The sequence below is a fragment of the Neptuniibacter pectenicola genome (assembly GCF_001597735.1).
In the GTDB taxonomy this organism is placed as follows: Bacteria; Pseudomonadota; Gammaproteobacteria; order Pseudomonadales; family Balneatricaceae; genus Neptuniibacter; species Neptuniibacter pectenicola.
On the sequence record NZ_LUTS01000001.1, the window covers coordinates 58,428 to 78,420 of the forward strand.

A 19,993-nucleotide genomic window follows, 5' to 3' on the forward strand; every position below is an offset into this window, starting at 1 on the left:
ACAACATCGGTTAGGTGTGGGTTAGGTATGGGCTAGTTTTAAACCAATTATCCCGATAAAAATAAGGCTGAGACTAAGTAATTTAAGCGGGTCAGTTGATTCACCAAAGAGGAAAATACCGAATATTGCCGTCCCTATAGCACCAATGCCAACCCAGACAGCATACGCCGTACCCACCGGTAATGCCTTCATGGCAAAAGCTAACAGTAAAAAACTTGCCAGTAATAAAAGAAGGGTTCCGATCGAGGGCCACAACCGGGTAAAGCCGTCGGTATATTTCAGACCAATGGCCCAACCGATCTCAAGCAACCCCGCAATAATTAAAATAAACCAATGCATACAACCCCCTCATGGTACGGGGTCGTCCCCATTAATAGTTGAGCGGTGAGGTCGTCCCCACTTCGTTGATAATGTGCTAACGTTTTAATCTAACCTAGGCTCGAATACAAGCCTTGACCTAGCACAATTCTGACCCAAAAAATCGGGTCACACCTCCCCGCGCAGTAACCGAGGCAAACGAAGCCACACCCGCCACTTCCCTTGATCGGTTTCTATCATTAATTTTCCACCCCATTAAGGCTATATTCGGACTTGTTTGTTATGCTTAGATTAACTGCTACATAGGAAAAGCATAATGAAAAGATCATATCTCATCGCCTCAATGTTCGCCGTTTCAATTTCATCCGCTACCGCTTATGCAGGCTGGGCAGATATGCTCAAAGAAGCGGTTCAAGATGAAGAGGTACAAAAGAAAGTGTTAGACACCGCGGTTGGTACCAGTACAACAGGTAAAACAACCAGCCTCAGCACTGAAACGGTGATAAACGGTTTAAAAGAAGCACTTGAAGTGGGCAGCCGACGTGCGATCGAAGAGATTAGCCAGCCCGGTGGTTACTTGGATAATCAAGATATTCGCATTCCTCTACCTGACGGTATCAACAAAGTTGCTTCCTTACTTAAAAAATACGGTTTAGAAAGCCAAGTGAATGAGTTTGAAGAGAGCATGAACCGTGCTGCTGAGAAAGCCGCTCCGCAAGCAACTGAGCTGATTGTAAGTGCCGTAAAAGAGATGAGCTTTGATGATGCCAAAAAGATCTACTCAGGCTCTGATGATGCAGCAACTCAATACTTTAAAGAGAAAACCAGCGGAAAACTCAGAGAACTGTTTCAGCCAACCGTTCAAGAGTCTCTCGGTCAAGTGGGCGCAACCCGTTACTACAATGACTTAGCCAGTGAAGCCAAAGAGATTCCGTTTGTTGGGGATAAGGTTAATGTAGATTTAGATAACTATGTAACCGAAGAAGCATTAAATGGCTTATTTACCATGCTCGCAGTCGAAGAGAAGAAAATTCGTGAAAACCCTGCAGCCCGTACAACCGATCTCTTAAAACAAGTGTTCCAATAAGTCTACGTGCACTACGTGTTACCTAAGACACAAAAAAGCCGAGTGATGATGATCATACTCGGCTTTTTTAATGGACCTTTATGTGATTAAAGGTCGGACCTGCTAGTCTTCTTCAGTACGTGATGCTTCATAACGCGCTTGCGCTTCATCATAACGTGCCTGAGCTTGCGCTTCAGCTTCATCTCGCTCAACACGGCGTTCTGCTTTACGCTTATTACGCTCGATCTGCTGTTCCATAAACTGTTTTAGCTCAGCTTCACCCCACGCCTTGGCTTCATCTTCAGTTGCAAAACCATCCTGACGTTTTGATACTACAATTCTACGGGCACTTGCCTGTCGCAAAATTTTTACAGACCAGGTTTCACCTTCTGCTACTACCTGATAGTCGTATTTCTTACCCTTGGCCATTCATTTTTCCTGAAGATATAGATGAGTCATAAAAGCAATCCATTCTACCACGCTTCCCCTAAAGTTAAGATAGATTTATTTACCTTATACGCGATGCAGATCGCCTAGCCTTTTTAATACCGATGCCACTTGACCTCTTCTTAGCCTTTCCGCTGCTAGCCTGATCCTGCCTGAACGTTTAGAATAGCCACTGTTTACTATTTTGCTCATTGTTTTTAAGTAAAGAGACGCCATGAAATCGCCTGAAATAGACACGCCCGTATCCACTGAGTCAGAAACAAACCAAACTAAAAACGGCTTTTTAGCACTCGTATCTAAGCTATGCTTTGACGAGACGCTGCCTATTCGTTTTATGTATAAAACGGTCCCTGAACACCTCAACGATACTGGATGGAGAATGTTTACAGGGTACGAAACCGAAGAGTTTCTTGAAGACGAACTATCAAACTTAGTGCCCGTTCCCGTGGTTAAAATGTGCAGTTTAGATCCCTCTCTGAGCGAACTCGTCACATTTAATGCAGGCACCGTTTGGGAGCGTGCACCCGGCAGTGAAAACTGGGAACGTGTACACGATTATAAAATCCCATCACCTAAAGTTGATGTGGAGATCACAAACGATGTTGACCGCTTTAATGTAGAGATCAGCGACTAGACCCGTTTTTTCACACACCGCATCTGTCGATGCAAGCTGATTGAGCTAGGGAGCCTGTCTATATAAGATGGATTCCCTCCAATCGCCCATCTATACCCTTATGCTATTTATCCCTGTAATACTGATGTCGCTTAATGGTCGTTTCAATCTTTTCGACGGCTAAATCAAGTGCAGTTTTCACCGGCATCCCATCTAAAATATCAGCCATCGCTTTTTTGTAACTTGAGGAGATAACCGAGTATGCTGGGGTTTCTGGCCTTAATTTAGCAAAGCGCTCCGAAAACTCGTAAATCATCCGCCACTTTCCACCCTCAGCATAATAAGGTGTCTGCGCCACGGCCTCGCGACGGGTTGGAAATAACCCGGTCACATGGGGCGTAGGAGAAACACCATTAGCGATATAAACCATCTCATCGGTTGAGAGTAAAAACGTAATAAAGGCTTTGGCCGCCGGTACATTTGAGCAGGTACGACTGACCGCCCAATGCCAAGACCCTCCACCCACTACGGTTCCATGGCCAAAATCTGGTAACGGCAGAACTAAAAGATCATCACCCACTGCTTTGTCATAATAGGGTAAAGCCCAGGAACCATTTAATTGAACAGCCACACGCCCGTCCGGAAAACCAGCATCATCTTTAGGCGCAGGATCCATCAGTTTGTCATGTACCAATTGCTGGACCCATTGACCAAATGCAACCGCTTCAGGTGAATTGAGCACGCCATCCGCTTGGGTATAATTATCACGATTGATCAAATCAGCCCCCCACGACCGCATTAAGGGAGCCCAAGCATAGGAAATCCATTCCGTTTTATCGTGAGGGCGCATATCAAATGGGTAGTCATACTCACCCAGCCCTTTAGTCGCGCGGATCACATGCATAAATTCCACCTTACTCCACGGATGATCAGAGGTAGGTATTCTGACTGAGATTTTCTTAAGTAGGGAGCGACGGGTGAACAGCGCTAAAGAGACATCAAACTGGCCCACAGAGTAGACCTCACCTCGATAGGTTCCCTTTCCTGATGCGTTGATAGTGCTAAGTACCGACTGATCAATCAGCCCATCAAGGGGGCGAATCACATCGTTCCACGCAAAATTAGGTACCAGTGGCTGATCAATATCAATAATGCATGGCAAGACATCAGCCCGGGCCGCCGCCGTAAGCGCCTGCGTATAGGTATGCTCTGGAATAAAATCAGGGACAATCCTCCACTGAGACTGACGCTGATTAAACCGCGCAATGGCTGCTAAGGATGCATTCACCTCAGTCTCATTCGCGAGGTGACGCCACAGTGAAACCTCAACGGGTTCCGCAGTCACCCCATGGGAAAGGAGACTGAGCACAACCCCACTAAGGATAGACAGCGTTACACCCTTGCTAGCAAATGGGTTAAAACCTAGAGTAAACAGCGGATAACAGTGTCTCAAGCGATCGCCTCACTTAATGCCTTGTAACGCTCAACAAGGGATTCAATCGAGAGGGGTCGATCAAAATAGTAGCCTTGTACTAAATCACATCCATAGCTCACTAATTTTTCAAACTGAGCTTCCGTCTCAACCCCTTCAGCAACCACAATCATTCCACAGGAATGCCCTAGGCCGATGATCATACGTACCAGCATGTCGCTTTGTCCCCCCTCTAAAAACTTATCAATAAACGAGCGGTCAATTTTGATCTCATTTAATGGTAAGTGATTAATATAGCTGAGGGAGGAATAGCCGGTGCCAAAATCATCCAGCGATAAATTAAACCCATAGTCTCGTAATTGGTTAAAGACCGGCTGTACGTTATCCATATTATGGATAAAAATATTCTCAGTAATTTCCAATGTAACACGTGCGGGGTCTATGCCGACCTCCGCACAGAGTGAGATTACCGTTGCACTAAATTCAGGTTCTAGCACCTGCACCGGCGACACATTAACCGATAAACCAATTGCGCCCTCACCGTTAGGAGAGCAGCGATAAATATCTTCACAGGCTTTCTTAAACACAAATAGCCCGAGTGAATGTATCAGACCGGTTTCTTCTGCTGCAGTAATAAATGTCCCCGGTGGAACACTGCCCAACGTAGGGTTATTCCAGCGGGCTAGCGCTTCAACGCTAATAAGCTGCTGGGTTTGTACATTAACCTGAGGCTGGTAACAGACGGAGATCTCATCATTGGTAATCGCACGCACCACCTCATGCTCAACATTCATTAAATAGTTTATATATTCACTGATCGACTCATCATAAAAAACAATCTGTCCCTTTTTATGCATTTTAGAGCGATAAAGTACGGTATCCGCCTTACTGATCAAGGTACCTGTATCAGTACTATCATCAGGATAGATCGTTGCGCCGATACTACAGCTCACCGTCATAATTTTACTGTCGATAATAAAAGGATCAGCCAATGCGGATTGGATACATTGTGCATACTGACTCGCTTCTTGCTGGCTTTTTAGGTCGGGGTAACAGAACACAAACTCATCCCCACCAAAGCGGCACACCATACCTTTTTCGATGGTCAGCGTTTCAAATTTTTGACTAATCGCTTTCAGTAACTGATCACCCACAGCGTGGCCGTGTAGGTCATTCACATTTTTAAAATTATCTAGGTCAACAAAAAACACGGCGAGCTTGCTGCCCTGCTCAGTCGTATAGCGGATGCTGTTTTCTAACTCTTGAGAAAGGTGGAATCGATTGGGAAGCCCTGTTAAGTCATCATGTAGGGCCATAAATTCCATTTTATCTTTAGCTTTTTCGAGTGTATTAAAGTCATTTTTTATCCGTTGTTGTAATACTTCAAAACGACGGGCAATCAAATGACTCACATACAGCGAGATTGCGACAAGCAGCAAAATGGAGATCGTCGCAATAGCGATCAGTTTAATTAAACTTTGATCATTATCCCGCGATAACAGGTCTTCTTTTTCTTTCAGGTATTTAGCAAAGGTTTTGTAATTAAAGCCAGTGCCTATAATCCAATCCCAATCACTCACCAACCGCACATAGCTAATATGCTCCAGTGAAGCGTTTCCGCTCAGCGTCAGTGGTTTAAGGTGACTCACATAGCCGCCCCCTTGTGCAACCTGCGTTGATATATCCTCAAGCAAAGGGGCCTTAACCGTATCCCCAATCATCAGATCATTACCTAAAAAATCATTATAATGGTGGGCTAAAACTGTTCCCTGCCTATTTAATACAACGAAGTAGCCCCCTTCATCGTACTCATAGTCAGCGAACCATTTGAGTAGTTCCTGTTGGACATCACGTTCAAATGCATCCAGATAGTCGCCAGTACCTATGACCCAGCCATAAGGCTCAAACCCTTTAACAAAACCTAACTTATCAAAGGTATCACCCGACTGGTCATTTGGCATTTGAAATGCCCACCGCAGAAACCCCTCATCCCGTTTGTTAACGATATTGATCAATCCTCGAAAAAAGTAGCTGCCGTTTTTATCCTTGACGTTCCATACGGACTGGTTTTCAAGCGCTGGATCAAGACCGTGCATGACCATCACACCTTGGCGATCAAGTATAAAATAATAACCTCGCCCATTAAAAAAGCGCATAGGCCTGAGGGCTTCAGCAATCAGCTTGGTAATTTCAGTATCGGACTTGTGAATATTATTAGCGTAAATATGATGGGCAATCGCGTAGGCTTCGTAGATACGCCCTTTTTCTTGTGCTTTAAGGGTGCTTTCTATTTGCGACTTTTTGAGCAGTAACTGCTTATAGACTTGATCAACTTGTGAACGTATCAGCTCTTTACGCTGGTTTAATAACTCAGCTCTAAGGCTTTCGATACTGCGCACCGCTTTGGCTCTATTGTCTTGAATCGCAACGATCGTTACCACTAGCGCAAAGACACATACAATCGCAACAGATGCATAACGGATTAAAAACAGTAGGTTTCTATTATCCATCATCCTCATCTAAACATACCTTTACGCATTTGTGTTCTGAGCATGACAATCAAGCCAACAGCGATAAAACGGCAAATAGTGAAATTCCCTGTAAAGTTACTTGATTAACATTCAAGTAAAACGACTATTCGTCAAAGGTAACACGCCTTTAAAACCATGAAGCTTAAAGACATTAGCCGACCAAAGAGCAGCAGTCATGCCTGCATTGGAGGGGGGTTACAGATGTTAGACTCATCTTTTTAAGTATAGATCTTAAACGGTATAGGACAAGGATATCCCGCTTAAAATATATCTATGAGGCATTTATAGTAGAGGCTCATTAATTAACCATAGGTTAATTAGAAGAAGGCGGCTAAAACTCGCCTGTTGAAAACGGTTGAACTAGATCATTCAAAGCGCACTGGCCGCCTTTTCATACGCGTGTTTAACCTCGTGATTAAACACACAGAAGATAACCTTTTCCATGCTCTCCATCGTCTTTAACGCCCGATTAACCGTTTGTAATGCAATACTCGCCGCTTCATCCAGCGGATAGCCATAGACACCACAACTAATCGCAGGAAAGGCGATGGACGTAAAACGCTGATCTTGAGCAATGCTCAAGCAGGCTTGATAGCTCTGAGTTAACTGTTCGGCTTCATGATTATCACCGCCATACCAGATCGGCCCTACGGTATGGATCACATAGGACGCGGGTAAGTTATACCCCTTGGTGATCCGCGCTTCACCGGTAGGACAGCCACCGAGCATGCTGCTCTCTGCTAACAACTCAGGGCCTGCCGCGTGATGAATAGCCCCATCAACACCCCCACCTCCCAACAAGCTGTTATTAGCCGCATTAACAATGGCTTCAACCTTGAGGGTAGTAATGTCCCCTTGAATAATCGTTATCCGCTTATCAATGCCCATGCTGCTCTACTCTATGAAATCTGGATGCTATTGACCTAATACTGTCCCTAATACTAAAAAAGCCCGAAGTGATTAACAACGGGCTTATAAGGTACCTAGTATCGATTAACGCCGAGAGAACCGGGATAGTGCACTTTCAAGATGCGAGGCCGATGATGACATCTCCTCCGCAAGGCTTGAGGTATTTCTTGCCGCATCTTCTGACCTATTAGCCACCTCAGTAATCGTCTCTAAACTGTTATGGAGATGGGTCACTAAGCCGCTCTGCTCTTCTGCTGCAGAAGCGATGCCCGCATTCATTAAGTTCATATCGGTTAACGCGTGATTTATCTCATGCAACACATCACTGGCGCGGGTCATTTCAGATACGTTCTCGTTCACCGAATGACTGGTTTTTTCCATCATAGTGACAGCACGGGTCGCACAATCTTGCAGCTTACCTAAGGTTTCACGGATTTCGCTGGTTGATTCTTGGGTACGTCGAGCTAAGGTTCTTACCTCATCAGCAACAACCGAAAAGCCTCGCCCTTGCTCACCAGCCCGTGCCGCTTCAATCGCCGCGTTTAATGCCAGTAAGTTTGTTTGGTCGGTAATGGCACTGATGACGCTCGAAACCGCATGGATATTCTGTACATCTTGATCCAGTTCACTGATCACTTCACTGGTTGTCGTAACCTCTTGTGAAAGCTCTGTGAACGACTGGGTTGTTTTTTGTACCACAGCTAAACCTTCAGCAGCAATGGTCTCTATATTTTGTGCTGCCGATGAGGCCATATTGGTATTTTGAGCTATTTCTGACGCACTTGTTGCCAGATCACCCACCCCGTCCGCAATATGGGATGTTTCCTCTTTCTGTCGCGCCACACCATCACGAGTTTGGGTAGCTTCACTCACTAAACGCTTTGAGTTACCGGCCACAATGTCTGTCGCACGCTGCGCTTCACGCACCAAAACTTCGAACCCATCGGCAACCTTATTCATCCCTGTCGATATAGCCGCCATCTCATCTTTACCTTGGTAATCTAGGCGCGCAGAGAGATCGCCATTGGCCAGCCTTTCAGAAACCTGTTTAAAATCTTCCATTGTCTGAGCAGTCGAGCGATAAAATCCCATAAACAAGTAAAACGCTAAGAAGACAGTAATAAAGATAACCGCCACGATTAAGTTACGGCTAAAAATCTGTTTCTCTAAATGGGCACGCTCTTTCTCATATAAAACAGGCAGCATCAAATGATATAAATTCAATACCTTTTGGATAGCAGCCGTTCCTTCAGCAAACACTTTATCGGAATCAACCGTTAAGCTGTCAGGCTCTATAACATTTAAATGAACGTAACTAATATACTTACGAATCCCCTCTTCTGCGGCCTTGATATCGTCGGCCATCGAAGCTATTTCGGGCATCGTTAAACCAACCGATAACCCCGGATACACTTCATCTAAATGCCCAATAATATTGTTTAGATAGATAAAAGAATCGGGGGTAAAGGTTCCTTTTGCAGCGACACCTGCCGCCTTACCACGCAGTTGCCCCGCTTCATCAATGATGACAGGGAGGAATGACGCTACGTTATCGATCAGGTAGGTATTACTTGCACTGGGGTCTAGCTCTAATGAAAACTCACGTAACAAAATATGATTAAAGTGTCTTACTTTTGCAGCAAATTCATTATGAAGCTCAAAAACATCGGCGGGAGTCTGTCGATTAATGTTGGCGAGTAGGTCCGCCCAATGCTTCTCTAAATCGGAGATCATCTGCAATGTACTGTCACTCACCCCAGCAGAACCCGCTTTAAGGTCAACTAAGGCTTGGTTAACCTTAGCGCGACGATCCATTACTTTACTTTCTACCGCCGAATTACCATTTAAAAGAGCATTAGTGAGACCACGGTGCTGACCTATATTAACCACCAATGGCTCAGTCAGTTTAATGATTTCAATACCGCGCAGTTCTGACTGCGTTAAATTAATATTGCGGCTTAACTCTTGCCAATATAAAACAACCGTCAATAACAACGGGATCAGAAAAAGAACGCTAACGATGGTGAACTTCGCGGGGTAGGTCAAGCTACCCATCAGCTTTACAGCTGGTCTAATCCATAATCCCATTTATCATCTCTCCAGTTTTTATTGAGCAATAATTCAACTTAATCATGTAAGGCAAGCCTTAGCAAAGAAGGTTCCTTAATTTTCTTAACTTTCTCAAACAATACAGCGGCGTCAGTGTATTCTCGTTGCAGGTGAAACAGCCATTGTTTTAAACGACCATGTACATATTTAGCCGCGATATCCTGCTCCACTCGCTCAAGGTATCGCTCAACCAATAGCAGCACATGGGACCACTCTAAAGCTGCGTCATCTTCTTTACGTTGCTGATGTTTAATCATCTTGGCCAGATCAGGCCTCGCAACTAAACCACGACCGATCATCACATCATCACATCCACTCACCTCGCGGCACTGCTCATAATCTTGCCAGCTCCACACCTCACCGTTAGCCGTCACCGGTATATCAACCTGCTCACGAATATGCGCAATCCATTCCCAGTGAGCCGGTGGACGATAACCTTCAAGCTTAGTGCGTGCATGCACCGTCAGACCATCCGCCTTTGCCTCAGCAATAGCCTGGGCATTGTCAAACGCTAAAGATTTATCTTTATTGCCCAAGCGCATTTTCGCCGTCACGGGTGTGCCTTCGGGCACGGCAATACGAACGGCCTTAACAATCTCATGAATCAATTCAGGGGTATCGAGTAGTACCGCACCGCCTTTACTTTTGTTAACCGTTTTTGCCGGACAACCAAAATTAAGATCAATACCTAGCGCACCTAACTTAGCCGCTTTGCGTGCATTACCTGCTAACACCGTGGGATCACTCCCTAACAACTGCAAAATAACAGGTACCCCAGCCGGCGTTTTACCACCGTTCAACAGTTCAGGGCACAGCCGCCTAAACACTTTGGCCGGGAGAACACGATCGCTCACGCGTACAAACTCAGTCACACATTGATCGATGCCACCCACTTGCGTGAGCAAATCTCTCATCGTGTAATCAACAACGCCTTCCATCGGCGCAAGAATAATTTTCAAAATATAATTACAGGTAAGATAGTAGAACGCATTATTATATTATAGCTTCTATTAACAAAGGCATTGAAAGATAAGTATATGCGGCTTTTTCTCGCAATAAATCTACCGACTGAGGTGCAAAATCAGGTGGCGGCACTCTACCTTCCTGAAATTGAGTCCCTCCGTTGGACACCGCTTAACCAACTACACATTACACTAAGTTATCTTGGCGAACTGTCACCCAACAAAATCGACGCTATCATTGAAGCCATTGCTGAACTGACGTTTAAGCCCATCACCCTTACGCTGAAAGGTACAGGCTTCTTTAAATCAGGCATCTACTGGCTAGGCGTAGATGAAAACCCTGAACTGATTAACCTACAGAATCGTTTATGTCACGCCATGCGTGAGATAGGTATCCGGTTAGAGAAACGCCGCTTTAAACCTCATGTCACCATTGCTCGTACAAAACAGATTTCAGCCCCCATCGCACAAATGATCGAGCAACAGAGCTTTGGTTTTCACCTTGAGTTTAGCTCTGACCGCTTTGAGCTCATGAGCAGCTATCTAAAACCCGATGGACCTGAGTATCAGTCAGAGGCTGAGTTTATACCTTAAATAACGTATTCAGATTTATACGCAGCGAACAGCGTCCCGGATCTATTTATCGACGCTCATAAAAAAGCCTGCTCTTGAGCAGGCTATCAAACAAAATAAAGCGCCGTTAAAGGGCAGCTAAACCTCGTGTCATATCTGCTTTGATATCGCCAATATCTTCAATACCGACGGATAATCGAATCAAATTTTGATGGATACCGGCCGCCACACGATCCTCTTCACTCATGCGACCATGGGTTGTGGTCGATGGGTGGGTGATGGTTGTTTTAACATCACCTAAGTTACCGGTAATCGATACCATTGTCGTGGCATCAATAAAACGCCATGCAGCGTCTTGCCCACCTTTCACTTCAAACGAAAGGACGCCACCAAAACCCGACTGCTGTGCTTTAGCTAATTCATGTTGCGGGTGACTGGTTAAACCTGAATAGAACACACGCTCGATCCCCTCCTGCTGTTCAAGCCAGTTAGCGATCTCAAGGGCATTACGGCAATGGGCATCCATTCGAATTTTCAGTGTTTCTAAACCTTTTAGAAACACCCAAGCATTGAAAGGGCTCATACAAGCGCCACCGGTGCGGATAAAACCAAACACCTCTTCCATCTCTTTTTGTGCACCCACCACGACACCCCCAACGCAACGCCCTTGTCCATCAAGATACTTTGTCGCTGAGTGAATAATAATGTCAGCACCCTGTTTAAGCGGTTGCTGGAGCACCGGTGTACAGAAACAGTTATCGACTACCAGTAAAACATCATGCTTATGGGCAATCTCGGCCACAGCTGAAATATCGGTTAGCTCAGCCAGTGGGTTTGAGGGCGTTTCCAAAAACAGGATTTTGGTATCCGCTGTAATTGCAGCTTCCCAACATTGAAGATCCGTTGGATCGACAAAAGTGGTTGTTATACCGGTTCTAGATAGATATTTTTCAAACAGTGAAACCGTTGACCCAAACACACTACGGGAGCAGACAACATGATCGCCCACCTTCATTAGCGCAAGGCAAGTGCTCAAAATAGCCGCCATGCCGGATGATGTAGCCACTGCGCGTTCACCACCCTCGAGGGCAGCAATACGTTCTTCAAAAAACTGCACGGTTGGGTTGGTAAAACGAGAATAGATATTCCCCTCTTCCTCTCCACCAAAGCGCGCCGCCGCTTCACGTGCGCTTGAAAACACAAAGCTAGACGTCGGGTAAATAGGATCACTATGTTCCCCTTCCAGGGAGCGGTGCTGACCTGCGCGTACAGCTAATGTACCCAAATCATACCCTTCAGGGTCAAACTGAATACGGTCTGCACGTTCATAATCAGAAATAGACATTCATCGGCCTCTTAATCTATTTTACTGCACAGGTTTGAAGATTCATTACTGCTCGCTTTTTTGTTCTTACCTTTAGCGGAGTCATTACGTGCAGCTTTTAGACGTTTTAAGTAGTTCTCATCAATATCGCCAGCAACGTATTGTCCATCAAAGACACAGGTATCAAACTCAGTAATGCTCGGATTCCCTTCAGACACGGATTGTTTTAAATCATCAAGTTCCTGATAGATCATCCAATCACAACCGATCTCTTCACCAATCTCTTTATCCGTACGGCCATGGGCAATAAGTTCTTCAGCCGCAGGCATGTCGATACCATAAACGTTTGGAAATTTAACCGGCGGCGCTGCAGACGCAAAGTACACTTTCTTCGCACCGACATCACGCGCCATTTGAACAATTTGACTCGAGGTCGTGCCTCGAACAATAGAGTCATCAACTAACATTACGACTTTATCTTTGAACTCCATACCAATGGGATTCAATTTACGACGTACTGATTTTTTACGCTGAACTTGGCCCGGCATAATAAAAGTACGGCCGATGTATCTGTTTTTGATAAACCCTTCTCGGAAGGTAACACCCAGTTCCTTGGCCATCTCCATAGCGGATGTACGGCTAGTATCAGGAATGGGAATAATCACGTCGATGTCATGATCTGGGCGCTCACGGCGAATCTTATCCGCTAGCTTTTTACCCATACGCATACGTGAGATATGCACATTAACTTCATCAATAATTGAATCAGGACGTGCAAGGTAAACATATTCGAATAAACAGGGTGCAAGGGTGGTATTTTCGGCACATTGCTGTGTCGATACATTACCCGCCATATCAATGTAGATCGCTTCACCTGGCGCGATATCGCGCACACGTTCAAAGCCTGAAATATCCAGCGCGACACTCTCTGACGCTACCATATATTCAGTCCCTGACTTTGTTTCACGCTTACCGTAAATCAGTGGACGGATCCCATGGGGATCTCGGAAAGCCAACATGCCGTAGCCGGTAATTAAAGCAACCGCAGCATAACCACCTTTACAACGCTCATGCACTCGCTGAACCGCAGCAAACATATCTTCTGCCTGAGGTTTCAACTTACCTTGAAGCTGAAGCTCATGTGCTAAGACATTGAGCAGGACTTCAGAGTCTGAGGTGGTGTTGATATGACGAAGGTCTGCACGAAACATCTGCTCAGCAACATCATCCGCATTCGTTAAGTTACCGTTATGGGCCAGTGCTATCCCATAAGGTGAGTTAACGTAAAACGGTTGAGCTTCAGCAGAGCTAGAACTTCCTGCGGTTGGGTAACGAACGTGACCTATACCCACGTTCCCTGCCAGACGTTTCATATGGCGGGTACGAAATACTTCGTTCACCAAGCCATTGTCTTTACGCAAAAAGAAACGGTTTCCCTCACAAGTTACCATGCCTGCTGCGTCTTGCCCGCGGTGCTGAAGCACTGTTAGGGCATCAAAAATAGTCTGGTTCACATTAGATTTGGCTACAATGCCAACAATCCCGCACATTAAAACTCACCTCAAAGTGCCAACTAAAGAAATTTAGCGTCCCGCATTCCAGATCATGCGGCCAACATCGCCCGCTACATCTTTCGTCCATGCTTCCATTAATACAAAGTGTGGAATCAACTGTGATTCCTGAAACCAACGATCGTGGATCGCGGGTGTCATTCCAATCAGTGCAATAATCGCGACAATAATTAAACCGCCTCTTGCTGCACCAAAACCTATTCCTAAAATCCGATCGGTTGCTGACAAACCTGTCGCTTCAACCAGTGCGCCTATTAGCTTATTCACCACGACCCCAACCACTAACGCGGCGATAAAAAGAATGGCGAAAGCCGCAGCTAAACGTACTGACGGTGTTTGAATATAAGGCTCAAGTAGAAAAGAGAGTGATTGGCAAAACAGTCTGGCAACGACAAAGGCAGATACCCACGTTATCAATGATAATGCCTCACGGACAAAACCGCGTTTCAAGCTAAATAAGCTCGAAATTCCTATAATCGTTAAGATTGTCCAGTCAGCCCAGTTCATATCTACTGCTCAGCGTAAAATTGCGCGCATTTTATCAGAGTTTCTAACACCACTAAACGTATTATTACTGTGTTGTGAAACGAACGATAATACCATTCAATCCAAAGTCAGTTTTTAACGTCAGTTTAAGGGCCTCTAGTCTCGATTTTTGAAACTCAGGTCCAACATAAACTTTCACTAAATCACCCTGTTTTCGGGTAAAGACTTTATGCCCTTCCGCAATCAACTGTTTACGCAAGCCTTTGGCATTGGCCTCATCTTTAAAACTAGCCAACTGTAAGGTCCACGCAACGGGGACCCCTTCCTGATCTAATACGGGTTGGTCATTATGAATATCGATTTCAACGTTATGCTCAACCGCCGCTTTATCAATAACTTTTTGTACATTGGCTGGCGCTTTCGGTAAAGACACAGGCGACGCAGGCTCAGCAGCCAACGATGTATCAGGTAACGGTTTATGTTGTGGTTGAATTCTTACAATTTCTGGGCGCTCAGGCGCATCGGGTATTTCTGACGTCAGATGGCGCTCTTTGTAACCGGCCCCATCAAAAAATATAGGAAATACAACGGCAGCGGAGACTAAAATCACAGCTAATCCTGTTAGCCGGTATTTAACGTTTTGCTGCATTTACTCTTCCTTCCCAAATGCGGCCAGCGCATCGCTGACAGTAAAGAACGATCCGGCAATAATAACATTACCAGATCGATTGTGGTCATTTTTAAACGTATTTAACGCATCACTTACTGAGGCGCATTGTTTCATCGATCTACCTTGAGGAAGATAACTGGCTAAGGCCGAGGCTTTTTGCCCCCGGGGGATATTTAAATCCACAAAGTAAACATGGTCCACCGTTGGTGCTAATAGCTCAATCACTTGGCCACAATCCTTATCCGCAAGCATACCAAGCACTAAAGTGACGTCACCCTCCATGGCCGTAATTTTTTGACTTAATAACGCGGCGGCTTCAGGGTTATGCGCCACATCTAACCAATATCGTGTTCCCTCTTTTTCAATAAGCTGCATACGCCCGGTTAAGGTCGCAGCCGCAATACCCGAACGGATAAAAGTATCCGCTACGTCTAACCCTGCACACTGAATAACCTGCAAGGCCGTCGCGGCATTTTGAAGAGGTAGTTGCGGTAAAGGTATATTGTCGATCCTCACCTTATCCCCATTTAGGGAGGTGCCACACCACGACCAGATATCCCCCTTTTGAAGATAAGAAAACGCGTCCCCCGCTTGAAACAACGTGGCGTTAAGCTCATGAGCCACAGCGGCAATAGATTCAGGAGGATTAAGGTCGCCACATATTGCTGGTTTATCGGCACGAAAAACACCCGCCTTTTCGCGCCCAATCACGTCTCGGTTATCACCTAACCAATCCATATGATCTAAGGCAACAGTCGTTACAACAGACAGGTCAGCATCAATGATATTTACCGCGTCCAGACGGCCACCTAATCCCACTTCCAGTAGAACCACATCGGGCTTCAGGTCAGAAAATATAACCAAAGCGGCTAACGTGCCAAATTCAAAGTAGGTTAACGGTATTTGGCCGCGCGCTTGATCGATTCGTGCAAAGGCAGCGCAGAGCAGCTCATCGGCTGAGTTAACACCGTTAATTTTTACCCGCTCGTTATAGTGAGTAAAATGAGGGGAGGTAAAACAACCAACAGAGTAACCCGCTTGACGGTAGATCGTATCAAGGTAGCTAACGGTTGAACCTTTGCCATTTGTTCCGGCAACGGTCATAACCTTAGAAGAGGAGAGGTCTAAAGATAATAAATCAGCGACGGTGCTAACGCGTTCTAACCCAAGCTCGATTTCAGAAGAATGGCATGTTTCCATCCATGTTAACCATTCTGAAAGCGTAAAATTTTTCGCAGTCTGATTCATAACGACTTAATAATAGGTGCTTAAAAAATGAAAATGACCAACGCTTTCACGTTGGCCATTTATCTTTTTACAGATGCTTAATCATTCGCAGATGCAGGAGGAATGTCCGCATCGACAACAATCTCACCTTCAACCGTTTCCGGTACAGGAATTGGACTGGCGTGAACAAACTTACGCAAAATTCGAGATAAGCCTGAACGCATTTCGCTACGATTAATAATCATATCGACTTGGCCATGCTCTAAAAGGAACTCACTACGCTGAAAACCTTCAGGCAGTTTTTCACGAACGGTTTGTTCAATAACGCGTGGACCTGCAAATCCCATCAATGCTTTAGGCTCAGCAATATTAAGATCACCTAACATCGCCAAGGAAGCGGATACACCGCCATAAACAGGATCGGTTAGTACCGAAAGGTAAGGTGTCCCTTGCAAGCGAAGCTTTTCAAGAATAGCACTGGTTTTTGCCATCTGGAAAAGCGAAAACAACGCTTCTTGCATACGCGCGCCACCTGAGGCGGAGAAGCAGATAAAGGGAATATTCTCTTTCAGGGCAATATTAGCTGCACGTACAAAACGCTCACCAACAACCGCACCCATAGAGCCACCCATAAAGCTAAATTCGAAAGCGACGGCGATAACCGGCATCCCTTCGAGTTCACCACGCATGGCAATTAACGCATCTTTCTCGCCCGTTGCTTTTTGAGCAGCCACTAAACGATCTTTATACTTTTTAGAGTCTCTGAATTTCAAGCGATCAACCGGCTCGATATCGCCAGCAATCTCTTGACGATTATCAGCATCAAGAAATAACTCCAAGCGGCGACGCGCATGAAGTCGCATGTGATGATCACATTTAGGACAAACATTAAGGTTCTTCTCTAATTCTGGACGATACAGAACAGATTCACACTTAGGACACTTTTTCCAAAGCCCTTCAGGTATGTTTGAACGCTTTTTCTCGGAACGAACCAGAGAAGGAACGATTTTTTCCAGCCAGTTACTCATTTTTTAAAACCCTAATTAGCTGTCCATTGCAGTACGCATATCTTTTATAATTGCAGATACCTGCGGCGCTATCTGCCCGTGATCTTTAACCAGATCTGCAATTTTATTCACCAAAACACTGCCGACAATGACGCCATCAGCAACGACTGAAACCGCTTTCGCCGATTCAGCATCTTTTATACCAAAACCAACACCCAATGGGATATCGGTATATTTACGAATGTGCGCTAGCTTATCAGCCACCGCCTGAACATTCAGTGAAGCAGAGCCCGTTACACCTTTAACCGAAACATAATAAAGATAACCGCTTCCATTTTCACAGATATATTTAATACGTTCATCTTCGGTTGTCGGAGCAATCAAATAAATAGTGTCTATGCCATGTGCTCGCATAATACGATTGAAATCGTCTGATTCTTCAGGCGGCAAATCAACCGTTAATACACCATCAACACCCGCTTTTTCTGCTTCATCGGCAAAACGCTCATACCCTAAAATCTCAATCGGGTTTAAGTACCCCATTAAAACAATAGGTGTTAACGCATCTTTTGTACGAAACTCTGCGACCATGGCCAAGACGTCAAGCAAACGAGTATTGTGCTGCAAGGCACGCTCACATGCTAATTGAATAACAGGGCCATCAGCCATAGGGTCCGAAAAAGGCACACCTAGTTCAATAATGTCCGCACCCGCAGCAACAAGACCATGTAACAGATCAACCGTTACATTAGGTGCGGGATCACCTGCAGTTATATAAGGAATAAGCGCTTTACGCCCTTCCATTTTTAGCTTTTCAAAGCTAGTAGAAATACGACTCATAATTCAGTTTCCTCGCACAAATCAGATATTGATGCCATCGATCTGTGCGACCGTATGAATATCTTTATCACCACGACCAGACAGGTTAACCACAATGGTCTGATCCTTATCCATCTCTTTTGCCAATTTCATGGCGTATGCTACCGCATGGCTTGATTCAATGGCAGGCATTATACCCTCTATCCGCGTTAAGGCACGGAAAGCATCCATCGCTTCATCATCAGTAGCATCAACATAAACCGCTCTACCTGTATCTTTAAGGTAGGAGTGTTCAGGCCCTACGCCGGGGTAATCCAAACCCGCTGATACTGAATGGGTACCGATAATCTGCCCCGCGTCGTCCGACATCAAGTAAGTACGGTTACCATGCAAAATACCTGGGCTACCCGCTGAAAGCGGTGCCGCATGCTGGCCAGTCTCGATACCATAACCCCCAGCTTCAACACCAAACATTTTCACATCAGCGTCTTCGATAAAGGGGTGGAACAGGCCGATAGCATTAGAGCCACCACCGACACAAGCAACCAATGCATCAGGTAGACGACCAATCTGGTCTAAACACTGCTGGCGAGCTTCACGTCCAATAACGCACTGAAAATCACGCACGAGCTTTGGATAAGGGTGCGGACCCGCAGCCGTTCCGATAATATAAAAAGTATCGTCGACATTGGTCACCCAATCACGCATCGCTTCGTTCATCGCATCTTTAAGAGTACGCGTACCTGATTCTACAGCGATAACTTCGGCGCCAAGCAGCTTCATTCGGTATACATTTAACGATTGACGCTGAACATCTTCAGCCCCCATGTATACCTGACACTCTAAACCTAAACGCGCAGCAACAGTCGCGGTAGCAACACCGTGCTGTCCAGCCCCTGTTTCAGCGATCACGCGAGGCTTACCCGTAAACTTCGCAAGTAATGCTTGGCCTATGGTGTTGTTGATTTTGTGCGCGCCCGTGTGATTTAAATCTTCACGTTTCAGGTAGATCTGCGCACCGCCCACTTTATCGGAGAGGTGTTGAGCATGATACAAAGGTGAAGGCCGGCCCACATAGTGAGCAAGGTCACGATCAAACTCTTCCTGAAACGCTGGATCTCGCCACAGTTTTTCATACGTTTCTTCTAACTGCTGAAGTGCAGCCATTAGAGTTTCTGAAACGAAACGCCCACCGTAAGGACCAAAGTGGCCTTTACTATCGGGCAACTGAGAAAGTGCTTTAAGATCAATATTAATTGGCACGGGTTACCTCATTTATAAACTTATCAATTTTAACGGCATCTTTAATGCCTTTACTCTGTTCAACCCCACCACTCACGTCAATGGCGAAAGGCTGGACAGTACCTACGGCCTGCGCAACGTTTTCACAGGTCAACCCGCCTGCCAATATAATGGAAGAAGGGTGCGGTTTAGGAATTAAATCCCAATCAAACACCTCACCGGTGCCGCCGGGAATGCCTGGACGATATGCATCCAGAAGAATAGCCTGACTGTCCGCATAATTGCGGCACTCAAGCTGCAGATCCAACCCCGGTTTCATGCGTAATGCTTTGATATAAGGACGCGAAAACTGATTACAAAACTCAGCGTTCTCATCCCCATGAAACTGTAGTAAATCTATACGCGTTTTTTTAATAACCAGATCAATATAAGCTTGATCCGCATTAACAAACAGTCCGGTCGTTGTTACAAATGCAGGCAACTGACGGATAATCTCTGCAGCCGCCTCAGGCTCAATCGCTCTTGGGCTTTTTTTATAAAACACAAAGCCTAGGGCATCAGCACCAGAATGAATGGCTGCTAATGCATCCTCAAGACGAGTAATACCACATATTTTAACGCGCGTTCTATTCACTTGTTGAAATTTCACATGAAAATATCTTTGGAGTGCAGATATTAGCAGATTGC

Annotated in this window: 19 protein-coding genes; 3 read left to right on the forward strand and 16 right to left on the reverse strand. The window is 45.4% G+C overall.

The window, feature by feature from the left end; translation table 11 throughout:
• Positions 1-21 precede the first annotated feature (21 nt).
• On the reverse strand, positions 22-339 hold the full coding sequence (sugE, locus tag A3773_RS00230) for a quaternary ammonium compound efflux SMR transporter SugE (RefSeq protein WP_067981509.1): 318 nt from the start codon (positions 337-339) through the stop codon (positions 22-24).
• A 295-nt stretch (positions 340-634) separates the two neighbouring features.
• On the opposite strand from sugE, the gene A3773_RS00235 reads away from it, so the two are divergent.
• Positions 635-1,405, forward strand: a complete 771-nt coding sequence (locus A3773_RS00235) for a DUF4197 domain-containing protein (RefSeq protein WP_067981511.1) — start codon at positions 635-637, stop codon at positions 1,403-1,405.
• Between the two features lie 102 nt (positions 1,406-1,507).
• On the opposite strand, the gene A3773_RS00240 is transcribed toward A3773_RS00235, so the two are convergent.
• Positions 1,508-1,813, reverse strand: coding sequence for a DUF3622 domain-containing protein (locus A3773_RS00240; protein WP_075109440.1), 306 nt, complete (start codon positions 1,811-1,813; stop codon positions 1,508-1,510).
• 232 nt (positions 1,814-2,045) lie between these two features.
• Here A3773_RS00240 and A3773_RS00245 point away from each other — a divergent pair, with 232 nt between their 5' ends.
• A complete protein-coding gene (locus A3773_RS00245) occupies positions 2,046-2,465 on the forward strand; it encodes an immunity protein Imm33 domain-containing protein (RefSeq protein ID WP_067981512.1) in 420 nt (139 codons plus the stop codon).
• 103 nt (positions 2,466-2,568) lie between these two features.
• Here the strand turns inward: A3773_RS00245 and A3773_RS00250 are convergent, their stop codons facing one another.
• The 5 genes from A3773_RS00250 to A3773_RS00270 form a co-directional block, all read right to left on the reverse strand.
• Positions 2,569-3,813 (reverse strand): ABC transporter substrate-binding protein, encoded by a 1,245-nt coding sequence (locus A3773_RS00250; protein ID WP_231902097.1) that lies wholly within the window; start codon positions 3,811-3,813, stop codon positions 2,569-2,571.
• An 80-nt stretch (positions 3,814-3,893) separates the two neighbouring features.
• On the reverse strand, positions 3,894-6,389 hold the full coding sequence (locus A3773_RS00255; protein ID WP_231902098.1) for a bifunctional diguanylate cyclase/phosphodiesterase: 2,496 nt from the start codon (positions 6,387-6,389) through the stop codon (positions 3,894-3,896).
• A 387-nt stretch (positions 6,390-6,776) separates the two neighbouring features.
• The gene (locus A3773_RS00260) at positions 6,777-7,295 is read right to left on the reverse strand and encodes an O-acetyl-ADP-ribose deacetylase (RefSeq protein WP_067981514.1); all 519 of its coding nucleotides are present in this window, start codon (positions 7,293-7,295) and stop codon (positions 6,777-6,779) included.
• 105 nt (positions 7,296-7,400) lie between these two features.
• Positions 7,401-9,404 (reverse strand): methyl-accepting chemotaxis protein, encoded by a 2,004-nt coding sequence (locus A3773_RS00265; RefSeq protein WP_067981519.1) that lies wholly within the window; start codon positions 9,402-9,404, stop codon positions 7,401-7,403.
• 38 nt (positions 9,405-9,442) lie between these two features.
• Entirely contained in the window at positions 9,443-10,384 is a 942-nt protein-coding gene (locus tag A3773_RS00270; protein ID WP_067981521.1) for a tRNA dihydrouridine synthase, read from the reverse strand.
• Positions 10,385-10,462: 78 nt separating this feature from the next.
• On the opposite strand from A3773_RS00270, the gene thpR reads away from it, so the two are divergent.
• Positions 10,463-10,981 (forward strand): RNA 2',3'-cyclic phosphodiesterase, encoded by a 519-nt coding sequence (gene thpR / locus A3773_RS00275; protein ID WP_067981522.1) that lies wholly within the window; start codon positions 10,463-10,465, stop codon positions 10,979-10,981.
• Between the two features lie 106 nt (positions 10,982-11,087).
• On the opposite strand, the gene A3773_RS00280 is transcribed toward thpR, so the two are convergent.
• The 9 genes from A3773_RS00280 to A3773_RS00320 all read right to left on the reverse strand — a co-directional run bounded on the left by A3773_RS00280 (position 11,088) and on the right by A3773_RS00320 (position 19,955).
• Complete coding sequence (locus tag A3773_RS00280) at positions 11,088-12,305, reverse strand: O-succinylhomoserine sulfhydrylase (RefSeq protein WP_067981523.1); 1,218 nt, start codon at positions 12,303-12,305, stop codon at positions 11,088-11,090.
• A gap of 11 nt (positions 12,306-12,316) precedes the next feature.
• Positions 12,317-13,834, reverse strand: a complete 1,518-nt coding sequence (gene purF, locus A3773_RS00285; RefSeq protein WP_067981524.1) for an amidophosphoribosyltransferase — start codon at positions 13,832-13,834, stop codon at positions 12,317-12,319.
• Between the two features lie 33 nt (positions 13,835-13,867).
• Positions 13,868-14,362, reverse strand: coding sequence for a CvpA family protein (locus A3773_RS00290; RefSeq protein WP_067981526.1), 495 nt, complete (start codon positions 14,360-14,362; stop codon positions 13,868-13,870).
• A gap of 64 nt (positions 14,363-14,426) precedes the next feature.
• Positions 14,427-14,990, reverse strand: coding sequence for an SPOR domain-containing protein (locus A3773_RS00295; RefSeq protein WP_067981528.1), 564 nt, complete (start codon positions 14,988-14,990; stop codon positions 14,427-14,429).
• Positions 14,991-16,259, reverse strand: coding sequence for a bifunctional tetrahydrofolate synthase/dihydrofolate synthase (gene folC, locus A3773_RS00300; protein ID WP_067981529.1), 1,269 nt, complete (start codon positions 16,257-16,259; stop codon positions 14,991-14,993).
• Between the two features lie 77 nt (positions 16,260-16,336).
• Positions 16,337-17,266 (reverse strand): acetyl-CoA carboxylase, carboxyltransferase subunit beta, encoded by a 930-nt coding sequence (gene accD, locus A3773_RS00305; protein ID WP_067981531.1) that lies wholly within the window; start codon positions 17,264-17,266, stop codon positions 16,337-16,339.
• 15 nt (positions 17,267-17,281) lie between these two features.
• Complete coding sequence (gene trpA / locus A3773_RS00310) at positions 17,282-18,085, reverse strand: tryptophan synthase subunit alpha (RefSeq protein ID WP_067981533.1); 804 nt, start codon at positions 18,083-18,085, stop codon at positions 17,282-17,284.
• Positions 18,086-18,106: 21 nt separating this feature from the next.
• Positions 18,107-19,327, reverse strand: coding sequence for a tryptophan synthase subunit beta (gene trpB / locus A3773_RS00315; RefSeq protein ID WP_197462689.1), 1,221 nt, complete (start codon positions 19,325-19,327; stop codon positions 18,107-18,109).
• Positions 19,317-19,955, reverse strand: a complete 639-nt coding sequence (locus tag A3773_RS00320) for a phosphoribosylanthranilate isomerase (protein ID WP_231902100.1) — start codon at positions 19,953-19,955, stop codon at positions 19,317-19,319. The genes trpB and A3773_RS00320 overlap by 11 nt, the downstream gene beginning before the upstream one ends.
• Between the last annotated feature and the right edge of the window lie 38 nt (positions 19,956-19,993).